Annotated in this window: 12 protein-coding genes, 2 tRNA genes, 1 other RNA gene and 1 pseudogene; 6 read left to right on the top strand and 10 right to left on the bottom strand. The window is 28.9% G+C overall.

The genetic code is table 11. The features are described 5' to 3' along the window. Positions 1–268: 268 nt before the first annotated feature. Positions 269–367: pseudogene (locus tag I2A75_RS18200) on the bottom strand (ribosomal protein L7/L12); the annotation flags it as partial. Continuing rightward, complete coding sequence (locus I2A75_RS15245) at positions 355–516, bottom strand: hypothetical protein (RefSeq protein WP_195266091.1); 162 nt, start codon at positions 514–516, stop codon at positions 355–357. The gene I2A75_RS15245 and the pseudogene I2A75_RS18200, both read right to left, overlap by 13 nt. A 182-nt stretch (positions 517–698) precedes the next feature. On the opposite strand from I2A75_RS15245, the gene I2A75_RS15240 reads away from it, so the two are divergent. The 5 genes from I2A75_RS15240 to I2A75_RS15220 all read left to right on the top strand — a co-directional run bounded on the left by I2A75_RS15240 (position 699) and on the right by I2A75_RS15220 (position 3,413). Continuing rightward, the gene (locus I2A75_RS15240; RefSeq protein WP_243242189.1) at positions 699–1,244 is read left to right on the top strand and encodes a thymidylate synthase; all 546 of its coding nucleotides are present in this window, start codon (positions 699–701) and stop codon (positions 1,242–1,244) included. Positions 1,245–1,359: 115 nt separating this feature from the next. Next, entirely contained in the window at positions 1,360–1,503 is a 144-nt protein-coding gene (locus I2A75_RS15235; protein ID WP_195266089.1) for a GIY-YIG nuclease family protein, read from the top strand. After that, positions 1,484–2,374: an NUMOD3 domain-containing DNA-binding protein gene (locus tag I2A75_RS15230; protein WP_195266087.1), complete on the top strand. Its 891-nt coding sequence runs from the start codon at positions 1,484–1,486 to the stop codon at positions 2,372–2,374. The genes I2A75_RS15235 and I2A75_RS15230 overlap by 20 nt, the downstream gene beginning before the upstream one ends. Positions 2,375–2,613: 239 nt before the next feature. Further along, entirely contained in the window at positions 2,614–2,928 is a 315-nt protein-coding gene (locus I2A75_RS15225; protein ID WP_243242188.1) for a thymidylate synthase, read from the top strand. A gap of 2 nt (positions 2,929–2,930) precedes the next feature. Then, the gene (locus tag I2A75_RS15220; protein ID WP_195266085.1) at positions 2,931–3,413 is read left to right on the top strand and encodes a dihydrofolate reductase; all 483 of its coding nucleotides are present in this window, start codon (positions 2,931–2,933) and stop codon (positions 3,411–3,413) included. A gap of 261 nt (positions 3,414–3,674) precedes the next feature. Here I2A75_RS15220 and ffs read toward each other — a convergent pair. The 7 genes from ffs to I2A75_RS15185 form a co-directional block, all read right to left on the bottom strand. Beyond that, positions 3,675–3,936, bottom strand: an RNA gene (ffs, locus tag I2A75_RS15215) — signal recognition particle sRNA large type. Between the two features lie 3 nt (positions 3,937–3,939). Then, positions 3,940–4,029, bottom strand: a tRNA-Ser gene (locus I2A75_RS15210). Between the two features lie 98 nt (positions 4,030–4,127). Next, positions 4,128–4,895, bottom strand: a complete 768-nt coding sequence (gene lgt / locus I2A75_RS15205) for a prolipoprotein diacylglyceryl transferase (protein ID WP_195266083.1) — start codon at positions 4,893–4,895, stop codon at positions 4,128–4,130. A 97-nt stretch (positions 4,896–4,992) separates the two neighbouring features. After that, positions 4,993–5,436, bottom strand: a complete 444-nt coding sequence (locus tag I2A75_RS15200) for a nucleoside deaminase (RefSeq protein ID WP_195266081.1) — start codon at positions 5,434–5,436, stop codon at positions 4,993–4,995. Between the two features lie 85 nt (positions 5,437–5,521). Next, positions 5,522–6,766: a hemolysin family protein gene (locus I2A75_RS15195; RefSeq protein WP_195266079.1), complete on the bottom strand. Its 1,245-nt coding sequence runs from the start codon at positions 6,764–6,766 to the stop codon at positions 5,522–5,524. A gap of 457 nt (positions 6,767–7,223) precedes the next feature. Further along, positions 7,224–7,298: transfer RNA gene (locus I2A75_RS15190), tRNA-Arg, on the bottom strand. An 82-nt stretch (positions 7,299–7,380) separates the two neighbouring features. Then, a complete protein-coding gene (locus I2A75_RS15185) occupies positions 7,381–8,205 on the bottom strand; it encodes a staygreen family protein (protein ID WP_347707769.1) in 825 nt (274 codons plus the stop codon). 280 nt (positions 8,206–8,485) lie between these two features. Between I2A75_RS15185 and I2A75_RS15180 the strand changes: the two genes are divergently transcribed. Beyond that, positions 8,486–9,211 carry a lysophospholipid acyltransferase family protein gene (locus tag I2A75_RS15180; RefSeq protein ID WP_195266075.1) on the top strand — a complete coding sequence of 242 codons (726 nt, stop codon included), beginning with the start codon at positions 8,486–8,488 and terminating at the stop codon, positions 9,209–9,211. A gap of 307 nt (positions 9,212–9,518) precedes the next feature. Here I2A75_RS15180 and I2A75_RS15175 read toward each other — a convergent pair whose 3' ends face one another. Beyond that, positions 9,519–10,889 carry an MATE family efflux transporter gene (locus I2A75_RS15175; RefSeq protein WP_195266073.1) on the bottom strand — a complete coding sequence of 457 codons (1,371 nt, stop codon included), beginning with the start codon at positions 10,887–10,889 and terminating at the stop codon, positions 9,519–9,521. Between the last annotated feature and the right edge of the window lie 13 nt (positions 10,890–10,902).

The following is a 10,902-nucleotide window of genomic DNA, read 5'->3' as shown; positions in this document are numbered from 1 at the left end:
AAATTAATTATATCAGATACTTTGCAAGACTAACTTCTGTTTAAGTAAAAAAACGGAAGTTACTTTTTCAATTTACACTTATTTTATAATTATTATAATATTAATTCCTTTATTAGTAAAATTTAAAATTTATTTACTTTATAGTGTATTTATCTCTATATCTTTAAATTGCAAAAAGAACCCAAGATAAACTTGAGTTCCTAAATAATTTCTATATTATTTTTTATATAAATTTATTTTCATTACACAGAATCTATTTCTCACATAAATTATCAATATATTCTTTTGATTCCTTAAGTCCTAATCCAGTATGTTCTCTATATCTTTTAATAGCTTTTATTTTTCCTCTTCTTTCTAAAATAATATCCTTAGTTCATCATCAATATTAGAATAATTTTCTATTCCTAAATGCTTAATTACTTTATCTAACTTTTTATTTATTTGTATTACTTCTTCTCTCAATTGTGAAACATAAGTCATTAACGATGCAATAATTACTAATAAAATACAAGTCATAATATCCCCCATATTTATCACCTCTCTTTAAATTTTCACATTTAAAATACCCATATATAATTATACGCCTATTTCCATATTGTGTAATTTAAATGCTGTAATTTATTTTTTATATAACTTTCCTTATGATATAATATACCTGTTCATCCCATGGGGTGAAATTAAGATATAGAGGTGAACCTATGACAACAAATTTTATATCAAAGGCAGATAAGTTATTTAAAGAGACATTAAATGATATTCTTACAAATGGAGTAAGCACAGAAGGTCATAAAGTAAGGCCTAAATATAAAGATGGCACTCCAGCACACACAATATATATAAATCAAGTTGTAGAAAAGTACGATATATCTAAAGGTGAATTCCCTGTTACTACACTAAGACCAGTTGCATGGAAATCAGCAATAAAGGAAATTCTATGGATATATCAAAAAGCTTCAAATGAACTATCAGTGCTAGAAGAAATGGGCATCACTTGGTGGGGCGATTGGGAAGTTAATGGTACAGGAACAATTGGTCAAAGATATGGTGCTACTGTAAAAAAATATGATTTGATGAACAAATTGTTAAATGGCTTAAAAAATGAGCCATATACTAGAAGACATATTATAGATTTATATCAATATGCAGACTTCGAAGAAACACCAGGTTTAAATCCTTGCGCCTTTCTTACTGTTTGGTCTGTTAGAGATGAATATCTAGATATGACCCTTACTCAGCGTTATTAGAGCGCCTGTATATAGTAATACATACAGCAAACCTATCTAAACAGGGAAACTCTTAATATTAAGACAATCCTGTGCTAAAATGCCTATTCTTCTTTAAAAAGGAGATTAATAAAAAATGAATTACATTTATGAAATCAGAAATATAATAACTAATAAAAGATATATAGGAAGAACTAATAATCCTAGGAAAAGAAAGACATTTTCAAGATTTAAGAAAAGGCATTCATCATTGTTATTATTTGCAAAGAAGTTATCATAAGTATAATGAAGAAAATTTTATATTTACAATATTACATGAGATAAAAGATTTCAAGGAAGTATGTGAATTAGAGCTATCTTATCTAAATTCAGATGAAGCGCTATATAACATAAGCAAAGAATCGTCAGGTGGAGATCTTATTTCTTATCATCCGAATAGAGATAAAATAGTAGAGAAAATGAGGAATTCAAGCAAAAATATTTGGGCGAACCTATCAGAAAAAGAAAGATTAGAGCGTATAGAAAAAGTAAAGGGAGAGAATAATCCCAACTTTAAAAATAGGGGCAAAAATAGTCCTCTATATGGAATTCCTCTTTCCGAAGAACATAGCAAAAAAATAAGTGAAGCTAATAAAGGTAAGAAATTATCAGAGGAAACAAGAAATAAGATTAGTGAGATAAATAGAGGTAGGACTCCATGGAATAAGGGAATTCAACTTGGCCCATTATCTCCAGAAACAAAAGCTAGACTTAGTAAGGTATTAACAGGAAGAGAATGTTTAGAAGAACAGAAGCCTATAGTATGTGAAGGATATTATTTTAGAAGTATAAGACTAGCTGCAAAAACTTATAACGTAACATCTACTGCAATAATAACAAGAATTAAATCCAAAACTAATAAATTCAGTGAATTTTATTATTTCGATAAGACTCATGATAATATTAATAATTATACTATATATGAAAATGAATGTAACTTTAATTCAAATCTTATAGGCATTACAAAAGAAAAAAAAGTATATTGTGAAGGGGTAATACTTACTGTGCAAGAAGCTTTAAGTAAATATAATATGAAAAGTTCAAATGCACTAAAATATAGATGTGATTCAAAAAAAGAAAAATGGAAAGATTTTTATTATATAAATCAATAAGAATATGCATAAATGCCAAACGACTATCGAAAACATTTGAATTAAGAAATATAATTCAAAGAAGTGAGTAGAGTAGAGCCTAATGTTATGAGGTAAGGCAATGAGTGAATAAGACCTTTTAAATCGAAACGATAGGGTTCTTAAAAACGGTAAAAGTTTTTAAGAATATGATATAGTCTAAACTATATAGCGATATATAGAAGTTCATAAGAGAACTGTATAAGTAGAAGCGAGCTTATATGAATATTTTGTCAAGCGATTATTGCGTTGCAGGCCATGTTAATAAAATTCAATATGTTTCATTAATGATGATGGTAGCAAGGCATGTTGGTTTAAAACCTGGAGTGTTTATGCACGTTGTTGATAATCTACATATTTATGATAGGCATGTAGAACAAGCAAAAGAATTAATAGCAAGAACTCCTAGTAATAAACAACCTAAATTAATTCTTAAAGACGGTAAAACAAATTTCTATGATTTTACTATTGATGACTTTGAAATGGTAGATTATGAACCTGTTAAACCACAATTAAAATTCGAATTGGGGATATAATTATGATTAGTTTAATAGTAGCTATGGATAAAAATAGAGGAATAGGTAATGGAAATAAACTCCTTGCTCATATTTCTGAAGACTTAAGATATTTTAAAAAAGTAACTGATGGTCATACAATTGTAATGGGCTATAACACATATATGTCATTACCTAAAAGACCATTACCTAATAGAAGAAATATTGTTCTTACTACAAAAGACATAAAATTAGAAGATGCTATAGTAGTTAATTCTATTGAAGAATTATTAAAATTATTAAATTCTAAAGAAGAAACTTTTATATGTGGTGGTGCTAGCATATATAATCAACTGCTTCCATATGCAGATAAACTTTATATTACTCATATTTTTGATGAATTTGAAGCTGATACATATTTCCCGGAAATTACAGATGAATGGGAAATATCAGAAAGTATTTGCCACAAAGAAAATATAAACCATAAGCATCCTCATATATTTACGATTTATACAAAAAAAGATTAATAAAGTAAATCATGGTTTATTAAGTCAGTAATTTGTAATATATATTTGTTTAGTTAGCACATAGATAACATCTTTAAATAATAAAGAAAACGAGGGTATTCCATAAGGAATGCCCTCGCTTTCTTTGTCCTATTGTATGTTAATCCTATTGAAGAGTAACCTTTAATTAAATAAATATTCTATGTAATAATTAAACATTTATTTTCTGCGCTTTACATTAAAAAAACCCTTCTTTTGGTTAGAAAGGCCTAAAAATTAAAACCGTGCACCTAGCTTCGACAGTAATCTATAGGCGTTACTATGTAGTTAGCTCTGACAAGATTGATCCATATCACACGCAGTAATCGCTTATCGCTGCTTCCTTCCGGACCTGACGAGGTTCACGCACTTACGTCGTATGGGACCTTGCCATCAACACCACTTGCATAGGCAGACCCTACAGATTAAAGCCTAGGCTAGGAATTCAACCCCGCTATAGCGGATTGCGGGTTACAGGGCACCGCTGACTCCCCATCTAGCACGGCTATGGCGGAGAGAAGGGGATTTGAACCCCTGATAGAGTTTCCCCTATACACGCTTTCCAGGCGTGCTCCTTCGACCACTCGGACATCTCTCCATAAAATAATATATAGCTATTTAATTTTAACTACTGCTATATATTATCACATACTAATTCATATTGCAACATTTAAAACTTCTATGTAACTATAATACCTAAACAGCCTTATTTTTCTTATTTATCCAAACAATTAAAACTATACCTAGTAGTACTCCAAGTAAGCTTATCATTTGAGCTGTTCTTAGTCCCATAAACATTAAACTATCAGTTCTTAATCCTTCTATAAAGAATCTTCCTATTGAATATAAAATCATATATCCACCAAGAACTATACCGTCTTTTGCTTCCTTTTTCTTATAAACAATATAAACTAAAATTGCACAAACTAAAAGGTTCCATATTGATTCATATAAAAATGTTGGATGATAATAAACTCCATTAATATACATACCCTTTTGAATAAATTCCGGGAACTTACTTATAAATTCTTTAGATACTGGACCTCCATGCGCTTCTTGATTCATGAAGTTACCCCATCTCCCAATTGCTTGAGCTAGTATAACTCCTGGCATTATAACATCTACATATCTTAAGAAGTTTATTTTTCTATATCTTGCAAATATGAAACCTGCTAATAACGCAGCTATAACTCCTCCATGTATTGCCATTCCACCATTTCTTATGTTAATTACATCCATAAATGAATGGTAGTTTTTATATTCAAAAGCTACATAATATAATCTTGCTCCAATAATTGATATTGGAAAAGTTATTAAAAATGCATCTATTATTGTATCATAATCTAATTTTTTCTTCTTAGCCAACATATATATTAATAACATAGCAGCTAATACTCCAAGTGATATTATTATTCCATACCACCTTATTTCTAAACCAAATAATTCAAAAGCTACTGGATTCATTTTATTTCCTCCTCTTATAGTTATTACTTTAATTATATAACTTTATAGATAATTATACCAAATAAATATGTACTATTTATAAAGGAATACATAATTCCTAATTTTTATTCCTTTGTTTTAAGAAAAATGAAGTTAATAAATAACTACATTCCTGATTGTAGCACCACCTAACATCTACATGCCAATTAAATATATTATAGTCTATTAAATTTATAGTAGAGCCACAGGCACCCATATCTTTATTAAAAGTGCCTATAAATAACTTTGAAATTCTGCTTTGTGCTATTGCTGCTGCACACATCGGACAAGGCTCCAAAGTTACATACATCTCGCAACCTGATAACCTCCAATTATTTAACTTTTTGCAAGCATCTTCTATTGCTAATATTTCTGCATGTGCTGTTGGTAACTTTAAACTTTCCTTCAAGTTATGTTGACTTGCTATAACTTCTCCATCTTTAACTATAACTACACCTACTGGAACTTCTCCTTTGTTATATGCACTTTTAGCTTCTTCTATTGCTAAATTCATATAATCCATAAAATACAACCTCTTATTAAGAATCTATCATTTTAAATAAAAATGGAGAACTTAATTTTATATAGTTCTCCATTTTATTTTTAAATTAAGTGTATATTCTAACTTTCTTAATTCTATTTTTATCTACTTCTTCAACTACAAACCTAATATTATTAAGCTTAACTTCCTCTGATTTCTCAGGAAATCTTCCTAATTCACCAATTACTAGTCCTCCTACAGAATCAAACTCCTCTGATTCCATTGTAACCCCTATTAAATCACCTATATGATCTAATCTTGCACTTCCATCAACTATATATTCATCTTCTTTAACAACTACTATATCGTTATCTTCTTCGTCATCATACTCGTCTTCAATTTCTCCAACCACTTCTTCAATTAAATCTTCTATCGTAACTATACCAACATTTCCGCCATATTCATCTAATACAACAGCCATGTGGTTTCTAGTTTTTTTCATTTCATTAAACAGCTCTGTAATTTTCTTAAATTCAAAAGTATAGTAAGCATCTCTCATATAATCAGAGATTTTAAAATTCTCCTTACTTTGAGAAGCTATTATTAAGTCTTTTACATTTAATATTCCTATAACATCATCTATATTCTGATTATAAACTGGTATTCTTGAGAATTGTTCAGTTTTAATAATATTTATAACTTCATCATAGGTAGCATTTATATCTACTGCTACTACATCAACTCTTTGAACCATAACATCCTTAACTTGAGAATCTGCAAATTCGAAAACATTAAATATCATTTCTTTTTCTACATCCTCAAGTACTCCTTCTTCTTCACTAACACCTACCATAGTCTTTAGTTCTTCTTCTGTTATAAATGGTTCTGTTGCCTTTGGATCACCACCTAAAAGTCTTATAAATAAGCTAGATATAGCTGTAAATATAGCTATAAATGGTCTAAATATTTTAACTACAATATTTATAGGCTTACTAACCTTTAAAGCAACACTTTCTGATTTTTGTTTTGCTATAGATTTTGGAGTTATTTCACCAAATATAAGAACTAATATAGTCATCACTATAGTTACAACTCCTACTGCCCCTTCTCCAAAAGCTTTAACAGCAACAGATGTTGCAAGTGCAGATGCTCCTATATTAACTATATTATTACCTATTAGTATCGCTCCTAATAGCCTACTTGGATCTTCAGCAAGCTTCTCAACTAGCTTTGCTCCCTTAACTCCCTCTTCTACCATATGTCTTATTCTAATTTTACTTAGTGCCATTAAGGCTGTTTCTGACATAGAGAAAAATCCTGACATCAACAATAATATTATTAATAATACTATCTGCCACGTATAACTCTCCAAATTTATTCACACTCCTAAATTAAATATTTTTTATTTTATATTATATCATATCTTAAAATTAATATATTAATTTTAAGATAAAATTTAAGTAATAATTCTATAATATATAATATTTACCACAACACATTTATATAATTAAATTTTATAAATTATCTAGTTATCATTTTTCATATATAGGTAAAACATTATCGCTAAGTTATTTTCAAATTTACTTAGTTATGTATCTCTATTGTAGTTACCTTATCTTTTTCTTGGTAACTACATCTTTTGTGGTTACTTTATTATATTTCTTAGTAACTACATAACTTGTAGTTACTCTAATTCATTTATCGGTAACTACACTATATCAATAAACTCTATAAAATATATAATTCCTTAATCTTTTTAATTATATTTTAGTACTTAAAAAAACATAAAACCCTCAAGCCTAATAAAATTAAAGCTTGAGGGTTTTATGTGGTATCCCCAACAGGGATCGAACCTGTATCTGTCCCTTAGGAGGGGACTGTTCTATCCATTGAACTATGGAGACATAAACATCAAGTAAATTGTATAATAATATTAAACACATGTCAATATTATCCTACTTCTATAATATCATCCATAGCAATTATTTATTCTTCCATTCTTTTAATTATTACATTGTTTGGCTTTATGATAAAATCCATAGAAACCTCTCTAAGCTTAGATTTTATCTTCATTTTAACTGATAAAGACACTTCATATATTTTCCCACATCCATCTAATGATTTTATTTCATCAATATCAATTATCTCACATTTATCAATACAGTACCTTATATTATTCCCATATGCAACGCACAATTGATTTTCTATATATGGATTTAAAAGATTAAGTATAATACCTTCTTCCATTCTAATTTTAAAATTTTTTTTCCTAAGTAATTGAGACCTTGTTTTTCCCATTAGCCTACTTTCTTCTGGAGATTTAAGGTCACATTCATCGTAATCATCTTCTATATACTTATAATTTTTTAATTTTCCCCAATGCTCAACTTTATAAAATTCATCAAATCTTGAATTAAACTTTATAAATATATCTGATTCATCTAATTTATTATGTTTTTTTATTAATCCTAAATCTCCCTGTCTTATAGCAGTAATTACTAATGGTAGAACATCTCTAAATATTCTATTTCTTTGTAATACCTTATTTTTATCTCTTTCATTCCCATCTACACTTAACTCGATACACAAAATATACTTATTACCATTTTCGCACCACTTACCATATATTTCATCTCTTTTATCAGTTACACAACTTTTATCATACGTTTTAGCAACTATTACCAATATATTGCCTGCCTCATCTGAATGAGTAACTGTATAATTACGTGGAATTATTGGGCCCTCCTTAGATATCCCATCTTTAAAATCAAATATAAGTTTACTCGGTTCTAGTTTATCCAAACCTCTCACCTCTAAAATACTTTTTATTACTTACTATATGTTTGATATAATTATATAGTTACTTAGATTATAAATTATACTTTTTATACACATATTTAGTGATATATTTTTCAAAAATTTCATCACAACTAGTATTAATACCTATTAAGGTCCTACCGTTTCGTTAGACCCTTAAATATCAAGAAATACCACTTTAAAAGTTATCTATTTATTTACTTTTATATGTAGTAACTTTGTTATATACTTTATTTATGGAATTTTTAATAAATTATTGAAAGGATTTGATTGCATGCTTAGATCTATTGCTTGGTATATAGTTTTCTTCATAGGTTTACTGCTTAGTATACCTAGTATGATAAGAACTAAAAGGCTTGATAAAAAAGGTCTTGAAGATAAAAAGGACCAACTTGTTTATAAGGCGACTACAGCTTGGGCTAATAGTCTTTTAAAAGTTGCTGGAGTTAAAGTTACAGTTCATGGACTAGAAAATCTTCCTGAAGATCAAAATGTATTATTTATAGGAAATCACCAAGGAAATTTTGATATACCAATATATATTACTAAAATTCCTGGAGTAAAAGGATTTGTATCCAAAATAGAAGTAAAGAAAATCCCCGGAGTAAGTACATGGATGGAGTACATGCATTGTATCTTTATGGATAGAAGTAACCTAAGAAAAGCTGGAGAAGCTATAATTCAAGGTGTTAAGGTATTAAAAAACGGTCATTCCCTAGTTATATTTCCAGAAGGAACAAGAAGTAAAGGTGATAAGATGGGTGAATTTAAAGCAGGTAGTTTTAAGTTAGCTACAAAATCTAAAGTACCTATAATACCTGTTACAATGAGCGGATCTTATAAAATAATGGAATCTAGCAAGAAAAAATGGATTGTACAACCTGCTCACGTAGATTTATATATCCACCCAGCTATAGAAACAGCTAATTTAACTAAAGAAGAACAGGATGCTTTGCCTAAAAAAGTTTATGAAATAATACAAAGTAAATTACCTCATTAAAAATGAAGGAATTAAAAAATAGAAAAATATAAAGATAATTCAACTTTTCTGAATTATGAATATATAAAAATTAATAAAAAAGATAGCAGATAGATTATGGAAAACAAATCTATCTGCTATCTTTCTTGCTAAAGGTACAAAACACTTTTTATTTAAAAATCATCTGCAAATTTTTTTCTTAACTGCCTCACTTTTCCCTTTTTACTATTAATTTAAGCGATAAATATAAGTTGTCAAAGATAAATAGAATATTTGGAATGAGCATATAGTTAGCCACGGAATATATCTATTTCTCTTTTCGATTATATTACACTACTAATTCATTTTCTGCTATTACATTTTTAATCCATTTTCCAGATCTCAACCTACTTCTTTCAAAGCAAACTTTAATAAATTCCTCTATACATATTAAGAAATATACAAAAGTTATTGGCAATTTAAAAATTATAGTTGCTAAAAATGCCATTGGAACGGCATAAAACCAAACTGTTCCTAATTGAACTAATGTAGAATAAAGCGTATCTCCACCACCTCTAAAAATCCCAACAATCATAACTACATTATAAGATCTTATAGGACATATTAAAGCCATTATTCTTAAAACTTCTACTGTATCCTTAAAAGTCCCTGCTTCTACATTAAAAGGCTTAACTATTTGAGGAGCTAAAACCCATACTAAAATGCCTATTATTAATCCAAGCACCGGTGCGACTTTTCCTATTTTATGTGAATAATCAACTGCGACATCTTCTTCATTTGCACCTATCTTGTTACCAATCATAATTGCTGCTGCCGAGGCTAGTCCTATACACAACACCATAAACATATTATTTAGTGTAGTTGCAATTTGCATTGTAGCAACAGCACTTGTACCTATTTGCGCATAGGCAATTGAATATGCAGTCATACCTAATGACCATAACAACTCATTTGCTATAACAGCTGTTGATGTATTAAAATACACTTTTACAAAATCTATATCAAAAGCAAATAACTCTTTTGTGCTAGAAGATATAACATTCTTTTTGCCATATATCATAGTAATTATATAAATCATTTCTATTGTACGCGCTATAGTTGTAGCTAAAGCAGCTCCCGCTACTCCCATTGGTGTTACCCCTAAGTTTCCAAAAATAAATACCCAGTTTAAAAATGCATTACTTAATACTCCAATTAAGCTTGCATACATTGGTACCTTTGGCTGCTCTGAACTCCTAAGGGATGAAGAAAATGCTTGTGTAAAATTAGTAAATATAAAGCTTATTGCAATAATTCTTAAATATTGAACACCTAATTCTATAACTTGAAAGTCCCTTGATAAAATCTTCATTATTGGCTCTGCCACAACAAATGCAGCTCCTCCAAATACTAATGAAGCTAAAAATCCAATAGTGATATCTAGTCCTAGTACCTTTTTAATATTGACTACATCTTTTCTTCCCCAATATTGAGACATAAATACACTCGCTCCTGCATTTATACCTGAAATACATAACATAAAAATAAAAAAGTATTGATTTGCTAATCCTACAGCTGCAATAGCTTCTTCTCCTAGCCTACCAACCATCAAATTATCCAAAAGATTTAATGATGACGTAATAAAGTTTTGAAATGTTATTGGTAAAGCTAGTGTAAGCATTGTTTTTATAAATGTCCTATCTTTTAATATCTTTTTCATCTAACTCCTCCCA

It is taken from the genome of Clostridium sp. 1001275B_160808_H3 (assembly GCF_015550425.1).
In the GTDB taxonomy this organism is placed as follows: Bacteria; Bacillota; Clostridia; order Clostridiales; family Clostridiaceae; genus Clostridium.
This window is presented reverse-complemented; position numbering and strand designations above follow the sequence as displayed.